The sequence below is a fragment of the Vibrio kyushuensis genome, assembly GCF_050337325.1.
Lineage (GTDB): Bacteria > Pseudomonadota > Gammaproteobacteria > Enterobacterales > Vibrionaceae > Vibrio > Vibrio kyushuensis.
The window spans coordinates 57,329-77,858 of sequence record NZ_JAKJSV010000003.1 but is presented as its reverse complement, the minus strand read 5'-3'; the positions used below and the strand labels follow the sequence as shown (position 1 = coordinate 77,858).

22 protein-coding genes are annotated in these 20,530 nt (G+C 42.4%); 7 read left to right on the top strand and 15 right to left on the bottom strand.

Translation table 11 applies throughout. The features are described from left to right. Positions 1-21: 21 nt before the first annotated feature. From nosR to bepA, 4 genes are all read right to left on the bottom strand, one after another. A complete protein-coding gene (gene nosR / locus L4D20_RS06830) occupies positions 22-2,154 on the bottom strand; it encodes a transcriptional regulator NosR (protein ID WP_428800844.1) in 2,133 nt (710 codons plus the stop codon). A gap of 340 nt (positions 2,155-2,494) precedes the next feature. Next, positions 2,495-2,923 carry a DUF2069 domain-containing protein gene (locus tag L4D20_RS06825; RefSeq protein ID WP_428800843.1) on the bottom strand — a complete coding sequence of 143 codons (429 nt, stop codon included), beginning with the start codon at positions 2,921-2,923 and terminating at the stop codon, positions 2,495-2,497. 69 nt (positions 2,924-2,992) lie between these two features. Continuing rightward, entirely contained in the window at positions 2,993-3,337 is a 345-nt protein-coding gene (gene arsC, locus L4D20_RS06820; RefSeq protein ID WP_428800842.1) for an arsenate reductase (glutaredoxin), read from the bottom strand. Between the two features lie 23 nt (positions 3,338-3,360). Continuing rightward, complete coding sequence (gene bepA / locus L4D20_RS06815; protein ID WP_428801270.1) at positions 3,361-4,815, bottom strand: beta-barrel assembly-enhancing protease; 1,455 nt, start codon at positions 4,813-4,815, stop codon at positions 3,361-3,363. Positions 4,816-5,057: 242 nt separating this feature from the next. Here bepA and L4D20_RS06810 point away from each other — a divergent pair, with 242 nt between their 5' ends. From L4D20_RS06810 to L4D20_RS06800, 3 genes are all read left to right on the top strand, one after another. Further along, positions 5,058-5,273 carry a sulfurtransferase TusA family protein gene (locus tag L4D20_RS06810; RefSeq protein ID WP_428800841.1) on the top strand — a complete coding sequence of 72 codons (216 nt, stop codon included), beginning with the start codon at positions 5,058-5,060 and terminating at the stop codon, positions 5,271-5,273. A 20-nt stretch (positions 5,274-5,293) separates the two neighbouring features. Next, on the top strand, positions 5,294-6,367 hold the full coding sequence (locus L4D20_RS06805) for an AI-2E family transporter (RefSeq protein ID WP_428800840.1): 1,074 nt from the start codon (positions 5,294-5,296) through the stop codon (positions 6,365-6,367). Positions 6,368-6,639: 272 nt separating this feature from the next. After that, on the top strand, positions 6,640-8,511 hold the full coding sequence (locus L4D20_RS06800) for a methyl-accepting chemotaxis protein (protein WP_428800839.1): 1,872 nt from the start codon (positions 6,640-6,642) through the stop codon (positions 8,509-8,511). Between the two features lie 85 nt (positions 8,512-8,596). Here the strand turns inward: L4D20_RS06800 and bcp are convergent, their stop codons facing one another. Both bcp and L4D20_RS06790 read right to left on the bottom strand, forming a co-directional pair. Further along, a complete protein-coding gene (bcp, locus tag L4D20_RS06795) occupies positions 8,597-9,070 on the bottom strand; it encodes a thioredoxin-dependent thiol peroxidase (RefSeq protein ID WP_428800838.1) in 474 nt (157 codons plus the stop codon). A 12-nt stretch (positions 9,071-9,082) separates the two neighbouring features. Continuing rightward, positions 9,083-9,625, bottom strand: coding sequence for a glycine cleavage system transcriptional repressor (locus L4D20_RS06790; RefSeq protein ID WP_428800837.1), 543 nt, complete (start codon positions 9,623-9,625; stop codon positions 9,083-9,085). A gap of 301 nt (positions 9,626-9,926) precedes the next feature. On the opposite strand from L4D20_RS06790, the gene dapA reads away from it, so the two are divergent. Then, positions 9,927-10,805 carry a 4-hydroxy-tetrahydrodipicolinate synthase gene (gene dapA / locus L4D20_RS06785; protein ID WP_428800836.1) on the top strand — a complete coding sequence of 293 codons (879 nt, stop codon included), beginning with the start codon at positions 9,927-9,929 and terminating at the stop codon, positions 10,803-10,805. A gap of 51 nt (positions 10,806-10,856) precedes the next feature. Beyond that, on the top strand, positions 10,857-11,873 hold the full coding sequence (gene bamC, locus L4D20_RS06780) for an outer membrane protein assembly factor BamC (protein WP_428800835.1): 1,017 nt from the start codon (positions 10,857-10,859) through the stop codon (positions 11,871-11,873). A 58-nt stretch (positions 11,874-11,931) separates the two neighbouring features. Here bamC and L4D20_RS06775 read toward each other — a convergent pair whose 3' ends face one another. Genes L4D20_RS06775 through L4D20_RS06760 form a run of 4 tightly spaced genes read right to left on the bottom strand, consistent with a single transcriptional unit; the run spans position 11,932 to position 14,388 of the window. Then, positions 11,932-12,162 (bottom strand): DUF2897 family protein, encoded by a 231-nt coding sequence (locus L4D20_RS06775; protein ID WP_428800834.1) that lies wholly within the window; start codon positions 12,160-12,162, stop codon positions 11,932-11,934. Further along, a complete protein-coding gene (locus L4D20_RS06770; RefSeq protein WP_428801269.1) occupies positions 12,162-12,863 on the bottom strand; it encodes a M15 family metallopeptidase in 702 nt (233 codons plus the stop codon). The genes L4D20_RS06775 and L4D20_RS06770 overlap by 1 nt, the downstream gene beginning before the upstream one ends. A gap of 2 nt (positions 12,864-12,865) precedes the next feature. After that, positions 12,866-14,005 (bottom strand): succinyl-diaminopimelate desuccinylase, encoded by a 1,140-nt coding sequence (dapE, locus tag L4D20_RS06765; RefSeq protein WP_428800833.1) that lies wholly within the window; start codon positions 14,003-14,005, stop codon positions 12,866-12,868. A gap of 35 nt (positions 14,006-14,040) precedes the next feature. Beyond that, positions 14,041-14,388 carry an ArsC family reductase gene (locus L4D20_RS06760; protein WP_428800832.1) on the bottom strand — a complete coding sequence of 116 codons (348 nt, stop codon included), beginning with the start codon at positions 14,386-14,388 and terminating at the stop codon, positions 14,041-14,043. Between the two features lie 201 nt (positions 14,389-14,589). Here L4D20_RS06760 and L4D20_RS06755 point away from each other — a divergent pair, with 201 nt between their 5' ends. Continuing rightward, positions 14,590-14,877, top strand: coding sequence for a winged helix-turn-helix domain-containing protein (locus L4D20_RS06755; RefSeq protein WP_428800831.1), 288 nt, complete (start codon positions 14,590-14,592; stop codon positions 14,875-14,877). A 72-nt stretch (positions 14,878-14,949) separates the two neighbouring features. Here L4D20_RS06755 and L4D20_RS06750 read toward each other — a convergent pair whose 3' ends face one another. Then, positions 14,950-15,312 (bottom strand): DUF4156 domain-containing protein, encoded by a 363-nt coding sequence (locus L4D20_RS06750; RefSeq protein ID WP_428800830.1) that lies wholly within the window; start codon positions 15,310-15,312, stop codon positions 14,950-14,952. Between the two features lie 9 nt (positions 15,313-15,321). Then, positions 15,322-15,663, bottom strand: a complete 342-nt coding sequence (locus tag L4D20_RS06745) for a DUF2956 domain-containing protein (RefSeq protein WP_428800829.1) — start codon at positions 15,661-15,663, stop codon at positions 15,322-15,324. A gap of 76 nt (positions 15,664-15,739) precedes the next feature. Here L4D20_RS06745 and L4D20_RS06740 point away from each other — a divergent pair, with 76 nt between their 5' ends. Further along, complete coding sequence (locus L4D20_RS06740; protein ID WP_428800828.1) at positions 15,740-16,384, top strand: TPR domain-containing protein; 645 nt, start codon at positions 15,740-15,742, stop codon at positions 16,382-16,384. 46 nt (positions 16,385-16,430) lie between these two features. Here the strand turns inward: L4D20_RS06740 and L4D20_RS06735 are convergent, their stop codons facing one another. The 3 genes from L4D20_RS06735 to nirD all read right to left on the bottom strand — a co-directional run bounded on the left by L4D20_RS06735 (position 16,431) and on the right by nirD (position 20,362). Beyond that, positions 16,431-18,182, bottom strand: a complete 1,752-nt coding sequence (locus L4D20_RS06735) for a bifunctional protein-serine/threonine kinase/phosphatase (protein WP_428800827.1) — start codon at positions 18,180-18,182, stop codon at positions 16,431-16,433. 209 nt (positions 18,183-18,391) lie between these two features. Beyond that, complete coding sequence (locus L4D20_RS06730; RefSeq protein WP_428800826.1) at positions 18,392-19,861, bottom strand: NarK family nitrate/nitrite MFS transporter; 1,470 nt, start codon at positions 19,859-19,861, stop codon at positions 18,392-18,394. Between the two features lie 156 nt (positions 19,862-20,017). Further along, the gene (gene nirD / locus L4D20_RS06725) at positions 20,018-20,362 is read right to left on the bottom strand and encodes a nitrite reductase small subunit NirD (protein WP_428800825.1); all 345 of its coding nucleotides are present in this window, start codon (positions 20,360-20,362) and stop codon (positions 20,018-20,020) included. Between the last annotated feature and the right edge of the window lie 168 nt (positions 20,363-20,530).

The following is a 20,530-nucleotide window of genomic DNA, read 5'->3' as shown; positions in this document are numbered from 1 at the left end:
CAATGGAAGGCCGTTTTGCGTTTATAGTTGTGTTACAGGAATCTCGGATTCACGTTGTTTCATTTTTTTACGCGCCATTTTTTTTAATGGTGGGCACTTTCCATCATTGGAATAGGTAATTTGGCAATCTAAGCAGTAGTGGCACTCACGCATGTTGATAACGCCATCTGGGTGGATTGCTTGGATTTCGCACTCTTTTGCGCAAATCTTACAAGGTGATCCACATTCCGGACGTCGCTTGAGCCAGTCGAATAAACGAACGCTATTCGATACTGATAAAGCAGCACCAAGTGGACATAAGTAGCGACAAAATGTTTTACGGTTAAATAGATTAAGAGATAGAAGAAACACAGCCCAAAGAACAAATGGCCATTCACGATCAAACTTAAGCAAGAAAGTTGTTTTGAAAGGTTCTATTTCAGCAAATTGCTCAGCAACGGCCAGTGAGTCCAGAGATAAGCCAAATAGACCAAGCAGGATCAGATACTTAATCGCCCAGAGTCTTTCATGTACCGCCCAAGGCAGTTCGAATTGTGGGATTTTAATGTGTCGAGCAAATTGATTAATTAGCTCTTGAAGCGCTCCGAAAGGGCATAACCAACCACAGTATACTGCGCGTCCCCAAAGTAACATGGTGACGGCGGCGGCACTCCATAATATGAAGATGACTGGGTCGAGCAGAAATAGATCCCAAGAGAAATCTTTCACCAAAGCCTGAAGAAATGTGAATACATTGACAACCGAGAGTTGACCGCCCCAAACCCAACCGATAAACACCACGGTAATCGCTAAGAACCCATGACGCAGTCGGTGCATGAAAGTAGGATGGCGTACTAAGATATCTTGGAAAAATAGGATCAGTATCAGAACAACTATTAGCCCAATTAAGATGATGACCTTTACTTGGCTCTCTTGCCAAACTTGCTGGGTTAATGTGAGTTCAGGTGGAAGAATAATCGGCTCTGGTGTGTCTACATATTGTTCTAGACTGTCATAGCTGCCTTTAAAACTAGTAAAGACACTATCAATAGGGCCAGTTTGTCTTCGAATTAATAGTTCTAGCTGCCAACTTGCTCCGGGATCAAAATCATGATGAGCTCGGACAATAAACACTGACATCTCATGAAATCGAGGGCTTCCTTGCGCGACCAAATCACTAATACGGTTATGGTCTAAATCACGGAATGAAAATTCATTGCCATTCTGGTGTACTTGAAGCCTGTCAAAGATACCCCCTCTCACATAGCCAGAGCCTTTATAAGAGTAACCATTACCAAAGACAGCGACTAAATGTTCGTCGGGTTTTAACTGATTAACTAACCACTCATATTCACTATTGCCAAATAGGTTCTTTCCTATCGTCGGAATATCAGCAATCGTGTAATAAACTTCAGCAAACATTTCTTTGTTTTCGCTAGAGTCTACGCGATCAATATTTTCTCCATCGGTTCCATCAAAAGCGGTTTGAACGGTTTCATTGGTTAAATACAGTTTTCTAATCGAGCCGTCACCCGTGAGTTCAAGCCACGTTCTATCTGCGAAGACATCTTTTTTGATTGTTGATTTAGGTTGAATGATATTGCTTGAACGTTTGATGATACCTAAAGATTCAGCTGCTTTGGTTGCCGCTTTTGTGATGGCGACATTCATTACCATTACCGTGACCGTTGCGCCTGACAGACCATCAATTGGGGTTAACCCTTCTTGACTCGCTTTACCACCAACCTTGATTTTATCTTTGACGGATAAGCTTACATATTGATCACTAAAGGCGGTCAATTTACTTTCAGGGATCCCGGCTAAAATAATCGGCTCGTGATGCTCTAAGACTTTGGATGCTAGGTATTCACCGTCAGGATCCATAATGACGAGCATGTTAACGGGTTCGCCAGAGTAGGCTGGAATTCTTTCTATATCGTTAGTTTCAAACGCATAGCCTAGTATGGTGTCGTCTTGTTTGATGATTCTAAGTAGTGGTTCGCCTTTTTTCACTGATATGTCTGTGAGAAGTGGGAACACGTCATGAATTAACGGTATAGGGTCTTTGGGAGGGCTTACAAATAGTGCATAGCTCGGAGATGCACAAATCCATAACGAGAGTACGAGAAGTAAGTGTTGGAATATTATTTTTATTGTTTTGGAAAACACTTTCATTGCAGCTATGTCCTTATACAAGCGTCTAAAAAAGAAGCAATGTGTGGGCATAGACTAATTGATAGGGTTCGATGCTTATTGATTCAAATCATTATAAATCTGGTCAATGATTTAAAATTGCCCGAAACTTAATCGCAGTCACGTTAATAAAATGTGTTCATCTGATTTATACGTTATGACGATATTATTCACTACTGGTATTGATGATATTAACCATTTAAAGTGTGAGGTTATTGATTTGGGAGAATAAAAAACCAGACTTAGATTGTCTGGTTTAATGCTTATGGGTTAATTGTTAACTACTAAAGGGCGGATATTAACAATTAAGGGCTACAAATGACTAAGAGCCATTAAAGCGAGCCTTTTCTTGTTTCTCGACTTGAGACAAGCGAATAAGTTTCGTTCCTAGCTCTTTACCTCTGGCACGGGTGTAAAGAATATTACCGGTAAATGCCATGGTGGTTAAACCAAGTTCAATCGACGCTAGTAGGATTTCTCCCTCTCCAATGGTTAAGATCACGAGCGCATGAAGAAAGTAGAGCATCAAAACAAAGTTTGCCCAAGCGTGAGTGTAAGGCTTGCCTGCAAGTATACCGGGCAGTGGAAGTAACAAAGGAACGCACCACGCTATCGCGAGTGTTAGATTGTTTATATGCGGATGTGGGGATAAATACCATTGCCATAGTACGACCAAAGAGATAAGTGCAAGGTTGCTAAAAAGCGCGAGCCATCTAAACTGTTTGGTTCTGGTTGTCATATCTTGTGTCATGTTTATCCCTATCTACATTACCTTTATCGAATATCGCCAATAAAGTTCACGCCCTTTATAAACTAACCGTTATAAAATTTCTAGCACTTGCTCGGGTGGGCGGCCATGTCGAGCTTTGCCATTTGAAACAACGATTGGTCGTTCAATTAACTTTGGATTGTTCATCATTGCCGAGAACAACTCATCGTCAGATGCGTTCGCGAGTTCAAGACTCTTATAAATATCTTCTTTGACTCTCATCATCGCTCTAACGTTGTCTAATCCCAGCTGTGCGTATAGGACTTTTAGTGTCTCAACCGTTGGTGGGGTCTCTAGATAGTTAACGATATCTGGAGAGACATTATTCTCTTCCAAAAGAGCAAGAGTTTGGCGGCTTTTAGAGCATCTAGAATTGTGGTAAATCGTAACTGACATGATTATCTTCCTTATAAATTTTATTATTGAAGCGCGAGGAATCGATCTCGCTGTACCATTAATTGGTCAATACGAGCATCGTATCGAGCTTGTTGTAGACTGCCTAGCTCGGCGATTTGCCCAGCCTGAGTATAAAACTGAATCGCTTTATTCCAGTTCGCTTTGAGTGCAAGAAGCTCTGCTCGTGCTGCTAAGTCCTCAGCACTGTTTCCAAGCGCGATATGTGCCTCAGAGAGTAGGTGCCAACCATTCACATCATCGCCGTTATCATGGGTGTAACGTTGAAGAACACGGATCGCCTCAGTATTCTTATCTTGTTTAAGAAGTACGTTTGCGTAGTTGATCGTTAAAACGGCGTTGTTTGGTTTTGATTTTAGCGCACGTTCGAGCATTGCTTGAGCTTTTTCAGGCTGCTTTTTTTCTATATATAAATCAGAGAATGCATCCAGATAAAAATTGTTATTTGGGTCAAGCTTGATGAGGTCGTTGAGTATTGCCTCTGCTTCATCGAGCTGCTTGTCGTCAAGGTGAACGAGCGCTTTTCCGTATCGATAAGCGGGTTTAATGTCGGCATCGGCACGTCGTTCTGCACGATTTAACCAGTCCATTGATGCACCACTCTCTATATTCGCATAACGAGCAACAATTCGAGACCGCGCTAATTGATAATCAAGAGACGGCTGAATACGCATTGGCGGATACCCACGGGCTCTTTCACGGCTATCGGTAATACGATCTTCTGGAAGTGGGTGAGTGAGTAGCATAGGTGGTGGCGTGCTTGCATAGCGATACTCGTCTGCTAGGCGACCAAAGAAACGAGGCATCGCTTTTACTTCAAAGCCTGCCTTTGCAAGGGTATTAATACCAAAACGGTCGGCTTCTTTTTCGTTGCTACGGGTATAGTTGATTTGGCTTTGCATGCTACCCGCTGTTGCCGCTGTAATCGCAGCAATCCCGGCTTCTGGTGCTGCAATCGCGATCAACAAAGAGGCTGCAAGTGCGGCCATTGTTGCTGGTGAGCGTCTTGCTTGGTCTTCCATTCGCCTTGCCAAGTGGCGCTGAGTAACGTGAGCAATTTCGTGAGCAACAACAGAGGCAAGTTCACTTTCTGATTGTGCGTGTAAAAACAACCCTGAATGAAGAGCAACATAACCACCAAAAAATGCAAAGGCATTAATGTTTCGGTCACGGATCATGAAAAACGTAAATGGGGTTTTTACATCATTAGCATTAGCAACTAAGCGATGCCCTAATGAATCAATATATTCATTTAAAACAGGGTCGTTAACAATGGGGGAATTGTTTCTCAGAATTCTCATGTACGCGTCGCCATAGATGATTTCTTGATCTATGGTGAGAGTTGCCCCTGCTGCGGTACCTATATCAGGCAGTTCTATATTGTTGGCCATTGATACAGAGGGACTGGCAATAGCAGTCGCGACACAAAGGCAGACAAGCGAGCGGGTGCGTTTAAACATATTAGTCAACAATACTCCATTTTCATTGCTGTTATTGACACTGGTTTACCAATTTGGTTTCAACTATTCCAATCCATGCATGAAATTGTGAGAAGAAATTTAACTTTGGTCAGGTATAAGTGGATACTTTAACGTTGATAGCCTCGCAAATACAAGGGCTGCACAATGAAACATGAACTTGATTTTGTTTGCTGTTCAAAACCCTATACAATGTTGGCTTACTCAAATGCATAGAGTCGAGAGTGGAACAACTTCTAGATTTACGTTGTGAGCGCTGCCCAATGGCACTGTTACTAGCGAAACGCTTCATTGCAAAGCTAATAGACGGAGAAGTAGCAGAAATTTATGTCTCTGATCCTAACTCCCAACATGACATCGAACGCTATCTTCAAATGAAGAGCCACTTAGTGACGAGCGAAAAAATAAATGACTACTTTTGCCTTAAAGTCGTCGTATAAATGAAAGGGAACGCTGCTTAATGTTAGATATGGTTAGTCGTTGGTATAAACGACGTTTTTCTGATCCGCACGCTGTAAGTTTGGTTGCGATCTTATTTTTCGGCTTTGTAACTATCTACTTCTTTGGCTACCTCATTGCCCCATTGCTAGTCGCGATTGTTCTTGCCTACCTACTTGAATGGCCAGTGACTAAACTGAGCCGTATGGGTTTGCCCAGAACACTAGCGGTGATCTTGGTGATCCTCTCATTTACTAGTGTGATGATATTAGCGGTATTTGGGCTAGTTCCAACCATTTGGCACCAAGTCGGTAATTTAATCAACGACATCCCTAGCATGTACATTGGTTTACAACAGTTTATCTCTGTATTGCCTGAAAAGTACCCTGAGCTTGTTAATGTACAGCTTGTTGAATCACTCATGGATAACATGAAGAACCAAGTGATTACCATGGGTGAAAGTGTCGTTAAAGGTTCACTTGCATCTTTAGTGAGTTTAGCAACGCTCGCTGTCTATTTAATTCTGGTGCCGCTATTGGTCTTTTTCTTATTAAAAGATAAGCAAGAGATGATGTCGATGGCTAGTGGAATTTTACCAAAGAATCGCCGATTAGCCGATAAAGTGTGGGTGGAAATGAACCAACAAATTTCCAATTATATTCGCGGTAAAGTGCTCGAAATTCTCATTGTGGGTGGTACTAGCTACATAACATTCGCAATATTAGATTTACGCTATTCAGTACTGCTGGCGGTCGCGGTTGGTTTCTCGGTACTGATTCCATATATCGGTGCCGCAGCAGTGACAGTTCCGGTTGCGATTGTAGGCCTATTTCAATGGGGACTTGCACCACCGTTTTACTGGCTTTTGTTCGCGTACGGCATTATCCAAATGTTAGATGGTAACGTTCTTGTGCCTATCTTATTCTCAGAAGCGGTTAACCTACACCCAGTGGCAATTATTGTCGCAGTGCTCGTCTTTGGTGGATTATGGGGCTTCTGGGGAGTGTTCTTCGCTATCCCACTAGCAACGTTGGTTAAGGCTGTTATTAATGCACTGCCAAGTCATGACGATGAAGAGTTGGAAGCGAACGCATAGTGACGATTAACTAAACTTTAGGGGCGCCCCTTCAACGCTAAACAACCCCAAAGCATATGAAAGTCCTATTGATTTGAGATCAATAGGACTTTTTTTTATGTTTAGCATCTATACTTTCACTCATGGGTCACAATTAGATATAAAATTATTTACAAAAATATAATTAAGTTTTTGTAAAAGCTGGCGATATAGCTTGTAACATATTTATATCTGCATTATAACGTACGCCGTCCTGTTGTTGGTGGTAAGTGAATATTTAGTCGAGGGAAGTTATGAAGTTTAGTCAAAAGATTGTGGCAGCATCTTCAGCATTGTTGCTAGTTACGGTTTCGCTACTATCAATTCAACAGTTGTCTACAGTTAAGTCTGAAGTAGAGAGCCTAGTCTATAGCAGCTTGAACGAAATGGTTGTCGGGGTGAAGAACACGGTTTCATCTGAAATGGAGAGTAAGAAAGCACTCGCTCAGGCTGCAACAGAGGTGATTGAGATTAACCCTCAAGATCATGACTATATTAAAGCCGTTTTAGAGAAACCTAAGCTTAAGTCCAGCTTTTTAGCGGTTGGTCTTGGCTATAACGAAAATGGCTTCGTATTGGAAAATGACGACAGTTGGGATGTTGGACCTGATTATGATCCTCGTGTTCGTCCTTGGTTTATTGATGCTAAATCAAAAGGTCGTTTAGTCGTTACTGCTCCTTATATCGATGTATCGACAAAGAATGTGATTATTTCGATTGGGACGCCAGTTAGAGATAGCGGTCAGTTCACTGCTGGTATGTTTTACGATATGGAGCTAACAGGGCTAGCAGACCTTGTAAACAGCATTAACCTGTTAGATGCGGGTTACTTGTTTATCGTGACGGCTGATGGCACCACTATTGCTCACCCAGAAACGAAAAACAACGGTGAAAAACTATCAACATATATGCCAGAAGCACAAATTAAAGAAGGGATTCAAAATGTTGAGATCAATGGATCTCCGTTCCTAATTCAATTTATGCAAGTACCATCAGAAAACTGGTATGTAGGTGCGATTGTTGATGAATCTATCGCATTTGCTGCGATTGATAAGTTACGCAATAACTCAATTATCTATACCTTAATTGGGGTTATTCTAAGTGTCATCGGTTTAACGCTATTGATTCGAGCATTACTGCGTCCACTGGGTACATTAAATGCCGCGATTCAAGATGTTGCCTCTGGTCAAGGTGATTTAACCAAACGTATAGACACAAACACAGATGCTGAGTTTGCTGAACTAGCTAAGGGCTTTAACCAGTTTACGGAAACACTGCAAAACCAAATTATTCAGTCGAAGAGTATCGGTAGCGAGATCATGAGTGGTACAGAGATGATTGTACACGGCGCTCATGAATCTGCTGATGCGATGCGTAGCCAGTTGCAAGAACTAGAGCAACTAGCAACCGCGATGAATGAGATGGCCGTGACGGCAACCGAAGTTGCAAACAACGCACAAGGGGCAGCAGGTGCAGCCCAACAAGCGGATGATGCGACAGAAGTGGGTTCTAAAGTAGTAAGTGAAACCACGATTTCGATTGATAATTTGTCGGCTCGTATCGATCAAGCGGTTGAAGAGGTGAAAGGGTTAGAGTCTGCAACAGCAAACATCGAAACAATATTGAAAGTAATCAACGATATTGCCGATCAAACAAACTTACTTGCATTGAATGCTGCGATTGAGGCTGCCCGAGCGGGAGAGTCAGGACGTGGTTTTGCCGTGGTTGCGGATGAAGTTCGTACTCTTGCACAAAGAACTCAGGAGTCTACGACAGAGATCCGTAGCATGATTGAGCAACTGCAAGCGGGTGCTAGTTCAGTATCAGCAGCAATGAATGAGAGTAAAACAACCGCTGTTGATGCGGTGGATAAAGCACAAGCAGCAAACGCTTCACTTGAAAGTATCCGCAGTGCGATTCAGCAAATCTCGGATATGAATTTACAAATTGCCTCAGCGGCAGAAGAGCAAAGCCTTGTTGCTGAAGAGATCAATAACAACACGGTGAAAATTAAAGATCTGTCTACGCAAGTGGCCGATTCTGCAGAAAACACCAACACGGCAATGCAAACTCAAAAAGAGAATATTCACCAACAAGATGCGCTGTTGAATAAATTTATTGTTTAACCTTAATCAGCCTTAGTTAAACGGCGTTAACTAAAACAAAAATGCCCACTCATTATGAGTGGGCATTTTTTATGATTATTGAAAACTACGAAGCGTTTTCATTTAGGTAATCAAGTACCACTTCATGGTGAGTCTTGGTTTTGAACTTATTGAAAACATGCTCAATAACACCGTCTTCATTAATTAGAAAGCTGATGCGGTGAAGACCGTCATATACCTTACCCATAAATTTCTTGGTTCCCCACACACCGAACTGATCTGCAGCAATGTGCTCTTCATCAGACAGCAGTGTGAAGTTTAGGTTATCGCGCTCAATGAACTTGCCTAAACGTTTAACGGGGTCGATGCTTGCACCTAATACCACAACATTATGAGCATCAAGCTCAGCTTTAATGTCACGAAGACCTTGTGCCTGTGTTGTACAACCGGGCGTCATCGCTTTTGGGTAGAAATAGAAAAGCACTTTCTTCCCACTAAAATCACTAATTGAAACGGTATTGCCATCTTGATCTAAAAGAGAGACGTTTGGAGCTGGAGTGCCAGCAGTCAAAGTGTTCATTGATATTCCTTTCTATTGACTGTTTTTAATAAAATTGAGCGAGCCTTGCACAGAGTGCGACTGACAAAACAGGGTGAATTCTTCTTGAAGCTGCATTAAGTTACATTGGGAATCTACTGCGGCCGTCAGTGCGATGTGAAATTGATCGCTATCACGCTCAACTTTAGATTTATTAATTGTTTGTGCGCTTAGTGAGGCAAGGCCGATATTTCGATCGGCAAAGAACTGAGTAAATTCTTCAGTGAGTCCCATTCTATCATCCGATTCGATGAAAACTTCCAGAGTGTACGCGTGATCAACTTCAGCATGAGTTGAGGTTCGTTTCATCATGGTGATGAGGTCGTGTTCTTGACCGAGCAGTGGCAATGTCGTCTCTACTCTAGTTATGCTGTTAGCGTTACCAGAGATTAGCATTATCAGGGTAAATTCATTACCGAATAGGGCTATTCGGCTGTCTATGATGTTGCATCCAGATTGAGTCACAAGGTGGACGACTTGATTCGATACACCAGGGCGGTCGGTGCCGACTGCAGTGATCACTAGATGTTGCGTCATAATATCACGTTAAAATAGGGCTATATCCAAGTATGTTAGCACAGATGGTTAAAGATACTTGTCTACTCACTGGTATTTTGGCGAAGAACTGTGTGCAGCAACACGCTGGTTTTTACACGAGATATGTTGCGCTTATTGTCCTCCTGTCATTATTTCCCAAGAATATAGGTGAATAACTATGCCGGAGGTCAAACATGTGGTAAATATTCAATATATCAGGTGGTTTATAAGCGCTTAATCTCTTGTATTAAGCAAGGGCCTTAAAGTACCATGCAGAAAGTATCAAATTATGGAGAAAGACATGTTTTCAGGAAGTATTGTTGCATTAATTACACCGTTTAATTCCAGTGGTGAGGTCGATTACATAAGCCTGAAAAAATTGGTCGATTTCCATGTGAAGGCTGGTTCAGATGGTCTGGTAGCGGTAGGCACAACTGGCGAGTCTGCAACTCTTACTGTTGAAGAACATGTGAAAGTGGTAAATAAAGTCGTTGAGTTTGCTGCAGGACGTATTCCTATCATTGCAGGTACAGGCGCAAACGCGACACACGAATCGGTTACTTTTAGCCGATTACTGAATAACTCTGGCATTGTAGGTTGTTTGAGCGTGACGCCATACTACAACAAACCAACTCAAGAAGGTTTGTATCAACATTATAAGGCGATTGCTGAAGTTAGCGACGTTCCTCAGATTCTATATAATGTACCAGGCCGTACGGCTGTTGACCTATTACCGGAAACAGTGGCTCGACTTTCTAAGATTGAAAACATTGTTGCACTTAAAGATGCGACAGGCGATTTAGAAAGAGTTCAAATTCATCGTGAACTTTGTGGCGAAGATTTTATCTTACTAAGTGGTGATGATAGTACAGGTCTAGATTTTGTTAAGTTAGGTGGTCACGGTGTTATCTCTGTTACCAATAATATAGCCGCAGCTGATATGGCGAAAATGTTTAAGCTAGCAGCTGACAAACAGTGGGATGAAGCAGAAGCGATCAATCAGCGCTTAATGCCTCTGCACAAAGACTTGTTTGTTGAATCTAGTCCTATCGCTGTAAAGTGGGCAGCTAAGAAGCTTGGCTTGATTGATGATGCCACACTGAGATTACCACTGACCGATCTATCAGAATCGGCACAACCTATTGTTAGTCAAGCGTTGACTGATTCAGGTGTTTACTAATTAACGGAAAGAATAGCCAAGATCGATGATCTTGGCTTTTTAGGAGTTTCAATGAAGTTTTCTCGCCAGCTAGTTATGACATCACTAGCTGTTTTTGTTTTAAGTGCATGTTCTAGCGACCCATCTTCACGCCGACAGGCTAAAGATGATTTTGAGTATTTGGATACCCCTGAATTCAAAGAGTGGCAGTCAACGGCAGATGCTCAACCGCATATTTATGATGACTATAAAATTCCTCAAGGGGAGTTCAACGGTGAAATCGGTCGTGATGTAGATATTCGCCCACCTCAACAGATTCTAGAGTTGGTTCCTGGCGCTCGATTTGAACGTAACAATGGCGAAGTGACGCTGTGGTTATTGAACGAAGATGATGCTGATAAAGTGAGAGATACAGCGCTGACTTTGTTTGAAGAAAGAAATATTGAACTTGTTGAGCATACAGATGAACGTATGGAAACGGATTGGTTTACATGGATCTCTAATGATGAAGATACTGAAATCGGTACCCGGACTGAGGTTAGCCGAGTCAATGCTAACAATCGTTTTGGTTTTAAAATTTCATTAGTTGAGTGGCGTGAAGCGAATAAGGTAATTCCTGTTTCAGCGATCAATAAAGAGCGCTATAACGTTCTTATGACTAACTTGGTTATGGCTCGATACGACTTAGAATTACGTGAAGAAGCCGCTCGTAAAGCTCAAGAAGCTGTGAAAAAGATTCCTATTAGTTTGGGTTCTGATCGTAGTGGTTTCCCTGTGATTATTGCTCGTACACCATATAACGTATTCTGGCAGCGTCTACCTGAGTTGTTACCGTCAATGGGCTTTACCATTGAGGCAAGAAATCAATCTCAAGGTACAGTGAAAGCGAAGTATGCGTCACCTGACGACAGCTTCTGGGAAGACATTGGCGTTAAACCGATTGAGCTGAAAGGTGGTACTTATAACTTCCTATTTGGTGATCTTGGTAACCGTACTTCCATTAACGTAACGGACTCAGCAGGTAAGCCAGTTGAAGAGCAGTTACTAGCGGATATGGTACCAGTTATAGCGGCAATGATTGAGAAGTAATTACTCGATAAGCTATTGATTAAATATAAAAGGAGCGTAGATACGCTCCTTTTTTTGTCTATTTTTTTTCAGTATCAGTATCAGTATCAGTATCAGTATCAGTATCAGTATCAATGTTAGCGTTTGGGTCGGTAGGCTCTAATTCATCGCTAGAATCTTTTTTCTTTGTTAGATCTTTCTTCGGCTGCCCAATTTTCATTTTAGAGACCCATTTTAAAGCCATTATGTTACTGACCATAAAGCCCATTGCGAGAAAAGAGATTACCCAAGGGTTGGTTAGAAGATCCATTATGGCTCCTCAGTCGTCGTATTGGTTATATTCGCGACATTCGTTATATATTGAGTATAGATAGTATCTAGTGAACTAAGCACGCTATTCATAGCAAGAATGGGGCGCTGTTCTAACTGATTTCTCAACAGATCAACAGAAAGCTCTGAGATACAAACATCACTTTGCCTAATGTGGCTTACATGCCATTGCTCGACAGCGACACCACCACGTTCCTCATTGTAAGGAAAATAAAATCCAAAGTGATGAATATTTGATGATAACCAAAGATAGAAGTTATGTTGATGACCGCTAAGGTACTCCCAAGGCTCTAGCTTCAGTGTGGTTTGCTTTGGTATCGGAGAGGCATCGTACAAATCAAAATCAGTACCCCAATGATGACGGCTTGCACCGGGAAGAGCTGACCATCGAAGAATCGAACTTACTTTTTGTTCTTCGGTTAGATTTGAGGCATCGATAGGCTGACTGTCTGAATCTAAAATTGGGCGTTCACCTGCGATTTTACTATTCCAAATCGCGGCTTGACGCTCGAAGCTTCGAAAACCGCTGGCGATACAAAGATCAAAGCCAGCGTTTGTTGCTGCCTTCTTAAGCTCAAGAAGATCCCGAACTACCTCGTGATGCACCTGAAACTGCTTCTTACCAATCAAAACATCAGTAAGGTGAGTATCAGTTTGTCCGGTGAGCTGTTCGGGAGTCATCATTAGCCTAATAGGTTCTCAAGAGTTTTCTCTAACATGTCCGTCAACTTTTCTAGATCAGAAATGCTGACACACTCGTTAACTTTGTGAATAGTTGCGTTGACTGGACCTAACTCAACAACCTCTGTTCTTTTACTCATTGGTGCGATGAATCGAGCGTCAGATGTTCCACCAGTCGTGAGTAGTTCAGGTTTCTTATGGTTAACATCTTCAACCGCTTTGACAACCGCTTCTAGAAGTTTACCTTCGTCGGTTAAGAAAGGCTGGCCACTTAGAGTCCAATTGAGTTCATAATCGAGCCCGTGAGCATCAATGATTGAGTGGACACGCTGCTTAATATCCGCATCGGTTAACTCAGTACTGAAGCGGAAGTTAAACTGAACATTAAACTCGCCCGGAATGACATTTGAAGCGCCTGTACCTGAGTGCAAGTTCGGGATTTGGAAGCTCGTTGGTGGGAAGAACTCATTACCGTTATCCCACTTGGTTGCCGCCAGTTCAGCTAGCGCTGGTAACGCTTGGTGTACTGGGTTGTTAGCAAGATGAGGGTAGGCAACATGGCCTTGAATCCCTTTTACTTTGAGATCGCCAGTAATTGAACCACGACGGCCATTTTTAACCACATCGCCGATAGCATGCGTGCTTGAAGGTTCCGCCACAATGCACATATCGATAATTTCGTTACGAGCGATCAAGGTATCAACAACACGAGTGGTACCATTGATAAACGGTCCCTCTTCATCGGATGTAATAAGGAAAGCAATTGAACCTTTATGATCTGGGTTGTTGGCAATAAATTGTTCAACCGCAACAACCATTGATGCTAGAGAACCTTTCATATCCGCTGCGCCGCGTCCATGTAGGTAGCCATCAATAATAGTGGGTTCAAAAGGAGGCGTGTGCCAATGTTCCAGATTACCAGCTGGAACGACATCAGTGTGTCCAGCGAACGTAAATAGCGGCGCTTCTGTGCCACGACGAGCCCAAAAGTTGGTGGTATCTTCAAATACCATCACTTCGATTTTAAATCCTAACGCTTCTAGGCGTTCGATCATTACTTGTTGGCATCCGGCATCTTCTGGTGTTACTGATTCGCGACTCATTAAGTCTTTCGCAAGCGCCAGAGTTGAGCTATCTGTCATCCTTGGTGTCCTATTCTAGTTACTTAAAATATTAGTTATTTAAAGATTGATTGGTATTGTTCGGCCTTAAAACCAAGATGTAACTCTTCATCTATCGCCAAGATTGGTCGTTTAATCATAGCTGGCTGCTCTACAAGTAGCTCAATGGCTGATTGAACGTCTAATGCGTCTTTTTGTTCTTGAGTGAGTTGGCGATAAGTCGTACCGCGTTTGTTCACTACTTTTTCCCAGTCTAAGCTAGTGCAAAATTGAGTCACAAGTTCGCTGTCTACACCTTGCTTTCTGTAGTCATGAAATACGAATTCGATGTTATTGGCGTCAAGCCACTTTTTCGCTTTTTTAATGGTATCGCAATTAGGGATCCCATACATGGTGATGGTCATATTGATTTCAATATCAGCAAATTAATCAGTGTAGAAATCCTAACAGGAAGTGAGCTAGGACACAAAACGAGAGAGTTAATATTTTATAGGGTAAAAAAAATAGGTATCAAATTGTTTCGATTAAAAAGAAGTTGATCAAACGCACGTGTTTATTTTTAAAAAAAGCGAATAATAGTTAGGAACCACTAGGAGATTTTATCAATGGAATTGAGTCCTGTTTTTGCAAGACGTTTGTATTTGGCTCTTTTAGTTGAGAGTATAGAAAGACCCAACGTACCGAAACTTATCGAGAAAACGGGCTGGCCCCGTCGCACCATTCAAGATGTACTTAAAGCATTGCCCGGCATAGGTATTGAATTGATGTTTGTGCAAGATGGTCGTCGACATAACGATGGCTATTACCAGCTTTCAGATTGGGGACCTTTTGACAGTCAGTGGGTGTTGGAAAGACAGACCGACATAGCTGAAAGTCTAGGTTTTGAAGCTTAAGCCAGCATTGCTGGCTTTTTTATTTTTGCGATCCAACTAAACTTTTCTTCTTAGCTGAACTAGCTAGTTAAATTAACTAGAAGATTGGCAGCGGTAAGCCATACCAAAAACCGTAAATGATGTGGCAAAATCCTGAGGGTTCACTAGATAAATAGTATCAGCGCCTAAAGCAAGGGCTTGATTCTTAACGTCAAAGAGTGCACCTTGTATCAATACGTCATTTGGAAAGAATAGGTAGCTATACCAGTGACCTTCACTTCCGGTCACTTCTCCTAGCGCCTCACAGTTATCTGCATTAAAGCCATAATCCATTCTTATCGAGATATCATGAATACCTTCACTGGCGGTCATTGTTGGCGTTGAACAACCGGATAGAATGATACCCGTAAGCAGCACTGTTCCTATTTTTTTAATCAAACTACGTTCCTCAAACATAACCACGACCTATTGCTGAGTCATATAGGTAATAAAACCAGCCCAACTGACAACAAGCAGCATCCAAGGTAGCACAGACGGCTTTGTATTACTGTCAGCAGGTTGCTGATTTTCCGTTGAATCAGTAGTTGTATTATCAGTCGTCTGTTTCAATTTTTGAGTTTTCTTTTTCGCTTTATCTGCTTGTCGGTTGCGCTCTTTTTGCTGTTTTTTATATTGAGCGATCCCTTTTTCAATTCCTTGAGCAATTAACTTAGTTTGCTCTTTTGTTTGGCCTTGTTTCTGGTTCGACTTAGCGATTTTCATAGCTTGTTGCTGAGTCTCTTCTGAAGGGGTAACTTTGTTTTTCATTGGATATAGTGCTTGTTGATCAAGGTTATCAATAGGGTATCACGATATACTCAAAGTTGGATGTCAGAAAGTGTAAATGAAGAGGAACAACATGCACAGTGGTGCCTTATTATTGTTACTAGTTGCGATTGTGGCCATCGTAGTGATTTTATCTCAGCCAACCTCTCATGCTAAACGTAAAGCGATTGGTTTCATATCCATCACTTCAGCAATAACAGCCTCACTGTTTTTTGTGCTGTATCAACCGATGCCGGAAGAAGTGGTGCAAGAAGAGCAACCTCAAATGCACTCTGATTTTATGGCTGATATCCAAGCTAAATTGAGTGAAGACCCTAATCAGGGTGAATTGTGGTTTCAGTTAGGGCATGGCTATATGCTCGAAAATGAATTTAAATCGGCATTAACTAGCTTTGATTACTCTATTCGACTCTCATCTCAAATATCGGCTAATCAACTGGCTGCAAAAGCAAGTGCACTCTATTACCTTCACTCCCAAAGAATAAGTCCAGAAGTCGAAGAGCTTTTACAAAGAGCGTTAGATTTGGATTCGACCAATACTACTGTGCTGACACTTATTGCCAATGACCACTTTGTTAGCTTTCGTTATCAACAGGCGATTGATACGTGGGTTCGTTTGTTAGACTCTCAACAAACAGACTTAGATAGAGTCGCGATTATTAGCTCGATTAATCAGGCTAAATCTCTTATTGCTAATCGTTAATCAATAACGGTATTACTATTCAGTAATAAGTGCGTGTGAGCACACCCTAGCGATCAAGCAGTAAGAAAAACTCAATTGCAGACACGAGCGCTAAAAATATGGCCATTCCTTTCCAAAATAGCACCGGGTTTCGTTTGAGCAACGGCTGAACTTGCGCGGCTTTTATGAGTTTAGGGTTTGGTGTGTAGAGGTCATGGATAAACTCACTCAAAACATGGTAGCGCTGACTTGGCGAAGGGTTACATGCCTTTTGAATACTGAGGTCAAACCAAGTCGGTACATCGCGGCGCTGTGAAGCGAGAGAGCGATATTGCCAATTGTGGTGACGAGCCGATTGAACAGTTTGCCCCTTAATTGGTGGGTACGGACGTTTTCCACAAAGCATTTCATAACCAATCACCGCGATAGAAAATAGATCACTGGAAATTGAACTGGTGCCATTTTGTAGATACTCAGATGCGGCGTAATTGACATCACCTAACGGTATTGCTTCTTTCGATTCAGTCGCCCCTTCTTCTAAACTACTGACCTTTACCGAACCAAAATCGATAAGTTTGATGCTTCCGTTATCGAGGATCATGATATTTTCGGGCTTGAGGTCTCGATGAACCATTTCAGCACGCTGTAATACTCTAATGGCTTTAATCATCTCATCCATTAGGGTTCTTACTTTTTCTAAGGAAGGGTTAGGATTATCGTACATCCACTGCCTAAGTGTTATCCCGTTAATATACTCACAAAGTTGATAGCAAAATTTGGAATCGATAGGTGTCGGATAGACTTTCATTATTCGGCTGTTATTGAGCTGGCTGCCCACCCAATATTCATTGGAAAATTGAGAAAGTACATCATGGTCGTTAATGTAATTCAGTGATGGCGCTTTGAGCACAAAGGGCTGAAAGTTGTTCTTATCGTGAACGAGATAAACATGGCTGCGAGGACCCGCATAGAGCACCTTGTCGACAATAAAGTTATCAATTTTATTGTTCGCGGCCATAGCGGGCGGAATGGCTTTTTTGATCAGTTGTTTTTGATGTTCGAATAAAGACTGCTGAGGTAGTTGCTTAACATCGATGATTAAACAGCTTAAGTTATCGTGGCTGCCGTTCGTTAGCGCCAATTGACAAAATCCGTTACTGATTCCTTCGTGTGAATGTTCTTGTTGCGTCGCCAATTGACTAAATTCAGATTGAGATAAAAAATCATGCACGCCGTCGGTGGTGAGGATAAAACGGTCGTTGACTTGCAGGGTCACCGTTTGATAATCGACTTCGAGCTGGTTATCGATACCGAGTGCTCTGGTCAAGTAGGAACCTTTGCCAAAATTGGTTCTTTGGTGATCACGAGTTAACAGACGAAGCTTGTTATCTCTCAAGCGATAGATACGGCTGTCGCCAATATGAAAAATATGTGCGGTATTGGATTTGAAGATAACTGAGCTAAGGGTTGTCACTAACCCATTATGATTAAGGTTCTGCTTCTGGCCTTGAGAGAATAACCAAGAGTTTAAAGCGGAAACAATTTTACTGGCTGAGTGTTTAACGCTCCAAGTATCCGGAGTGGCGTAATAATCGGTAATGAATTGCATGGTTGCGGTGTGGCTTGCTTTTTGCCCTTGTTCGCTACAACTAACACCATCAGCAATACAGGCAACGATGCCTTTATGTTCTAGTTCAGTTTTTTGTGCCGGGCTTTTCACCAAAAAAGCATCTTGATTCTCATCTCTTAGCCCTGTCAGTGATGTACCACCAAAAGTGACAGAGAGTGAGGCTTCGGTTTGAATATTGTTTACGCCCATTATTTATCCCCGTTCTTTATCTCTATTCTTTAGCAAAAGCCATTTGATTTTAAAACTGAACAAAAGCCCTGCTGGAGCAGAGCTTCTGAACGATATTGGCAGTCAGTATTATTACGACAGGGCATAAAGTGGTGTGCAAGCACTCTGTGCCCTAATAATTCAGAGGAACCAATATCCCCGATTTTTATAATGCCTAGCTTTGATTGATGCTAATGAGACACATCAATCATAGTGACACTCCCATCTTCATTGACCTCTGCAATTTGACCATTTGGCTCTTCCATCATCAGTAATGTGGCAAATCCAACCACCGCTGTACCGGCAATCACAAAGAAGAAGGTGCTGTAGTCTACAAATGATAAGACCGTGAGATAAACCACTGCTCCCACGTTACCATATGCGCCCGTCATCCCAGCGATCTGGCCGGTCATTCTGCGCTTGATTAATGGTACTGTCGCAAACACAGCCCCTTCACCCGCTTGAACAAAGAAAGAACATGCCATCGCAGCAGCAACAGCTAACCATAGCGGCCAATCACTCTCTACTTGCCCCATTAAAAAGTAACCGATGGCGAGACCCGCGGTCAGAATTAGCAGCGTTGGCTTACGACCACACCTATCAGAGATCCAGCCGCCACCAGGGCGAGACATCAAGTTCATGAAGGCGTATGCAGATGCAACCATACCGGCCATTACTGGAGTCAATTCAAACGTCTCAGAAAAGAACAGCGGTAGCATTGAGATCACAGCAAGCTCAGATCCAAAAGTAGCAAAATACAAAATATTGAGCACAGCAACCTGCTTGAATTTATAGCGATGAATCTCAGGCACTGGTTTGGTGAAGATATTCTTATTTACTTTCCACACTTGGCTGACTTCGTAGGCGTATAAAAGTACTAACGATAGGTAGAGACAAGTGATAGTAAAGTCGGACAGCATGCCGATACCTGAAGGCGATAATTTCCATCCAAGTAACGCAAGCGCAGCGTACATTGGAATCTTCATAATAAGCAGGAAATAGAAATCGCCCTTACTGGTGACTTCCATTGCCGTTAAGTGCTTAGGCCTGAAATAGGTTGCGCCTTTTGGTGTGTCTTCTACATTGGCGTAGAAAATAAAAGAGAAAGCTAAGCTCATTAACCCAGTAATGCCGACAGCGTAACGCCACCCTTCATCGCCACCGAATACGAGTGCTAGAGTAGGAAGGCTAAATGCAGCGGCCGCAGAGCCAAAGTTGCCCCAGCCACCGTAGATGCCTTCTGCTGTTCCTAGTTCATCGTGAGGAAACCATTCAGAAACGAGTCGGATACCGATAACGAAACCAGCGCCAATAAAGCCAATTAGGAAACGAGCAATAGCCGCTTGGATAAAGGAATCGGCAAATGCAAACATGAAACAAGGAATAGAGCAGACCGCGAGCAAGGCTGAGTAGACTATTTTCGGGCCGTATTTGTCGGTAAGCATCCCGATTAATACTCGCGCAGGAATGGTTAACGCGACATTGAGTATAAGCAGGGTTTTGATTTCTTCATTGGTCAAACCAAGTGTTTCTTTGACCATTGATAACAAGGGAGCAAAGTTAAACCACACGATAAATGTGATAAAAAATGCCATCCAACTGAGGTGTAACACCTTCATTTTTCCTTTAAAAGAAAATAACGAAAAGGCTGTACTATCCATAGTAATTAATCCTGATAGGCGAAGTTTTTGAATGAGCCACTGTTTTTCATAACTGCTGTTGTTTCACAGTTCCAATTATTTCAGATCGACTCATTCTGGTTATCTATTCTCATCGTCTGATGCAAAGCATCCGTTGATGAAATGCTAATTGAGTCATTAAGCCGCGACGGGCTCAGGCAACTGAACTTGAACCTCGTTGTCGTTAAGGCGCACAGGGTATGTGGCTAACTGATGTTGAGGCTCTTCAAGACATACGCCTGTTTCCAAATTGAAGTGCTGTTTGTACAGCGGCGACGCGACGCATGGCTCGTCGTTCAATGAACCGATGATGCCTCTCGAGATAACGTTCGCACCGCTGAATGGGTCTAAATTAGATAGCGCATACAGCTTACTGTTTCTGCCACAGTAAAAGATGGCGACTTGCTCTTCCTCGACCTTGGCACAAACGCCCATGTTTGGGGTTAAATCTTCTGTTAAACAAACGGTAATCCAGTTTTCCATGAGTTCTCTCCTAATCATTACTTAATCTTAAATATCCCCCTTCGTACTTGAACGTGCAGATTGCTAGCGGGCTTATTCCCCCCAATCACATAGGCGATCTATGCCCATGGGGTCTCACTCACTTGTCGCCCGACTGCAACACCAATTACTTAGGGTATAGCGTTAACT